Source organism: Microbispora sp. KK1-11 (assembly GCF_006874435.1).
Classification (GTDB): domain Bacteria; phylum Actinomycetota; class Actinomycetes; order Streptosporangiales; family Streptosporangiaceae; genus Microbispora; species Microbispora catharanthi.
The window spans coordinates 1-805 of record NZ_VIRJ01000112.1; the positions used below are offsets into that span (position 1 = coordinate 1).

At 66.8% G+C, this 805-nt stretch carries 1 protein-coding gene; it reads right to left on the minus strand.

The annotated features are described in order from the left end of the window. A partial coding sequence (locus tag FLW16_RS42970) for an ABC transporter permease (protein ID WP_260616217.1) occupies nt 1-779 on the minus strand: 779 nt, incomplete at its 3' end. Nucleotides 780-805 lie beyond the last annotated feature (26 nt).

The window sequence follows — 805 nt, forward strand, 5'->3', positions numbered from 1 at the left end:
TGGGTGGACGACCCGGTGGTGGTCCGCGCCATGATCAGCACCGCGGCGATCCCGCAGCACAGACCCGACAGCGCATACAACATCAGCGTGTGCTTACGCACATCGATACCGGCCAGACGCGCCGCCTCGGGGTTACCGCCCACCGCATAGGTGCGCCGGCCGAACGTCGTACGGTTCAGCACCAGCCAGCCGATCAGCACCACCAGCGCGAACACATACACCAGCAGCGGCAGCCCGAGCACCCGCGTGGTCGACAGATCGACGATCAGCGAGTTGTCCGGCTGCACCAACTGCGTGCGCTGATTGGACATCCGCTGCGCCAGGCCCCGCCCGGCCACCATCATCGCCAGCGTCGCGATGAACGGCACCATCCGCCCATAAGAGATCAGAATGCCGTTCAGCAGACCCGCGCCGGTGCCCACCAGCACCGCACAAACGATCATCACGACCGGCCCGTAGGCCTGCGTCGCCAGCGTGGTCGCCCACACCGACGCCAACGCCATCAGCGCCCCGACCGACAGATCGATACCACCACCGATGATCACGAACGTCATCCCGACCGTGATCACCCCGATGGTCGAAGCCAACGCCAGGATGCTCACCAAATTCGACGACGTCGCGAAGTTCTCCGGCCGCGTCACCAGGCCCACGATCGCCAGCAGCACCAGCGCCGCGACCAACCCCAGATGCCGGACCTCACCCAGCCGGCCCAACCGCCCACCCGGGCCCGCCGCCTTCATGCGGGGACCGGCCGGCGCGGCCTGATCGACCTCAGTCATGAAACGCTCCTTCAGAGGGGGGATTT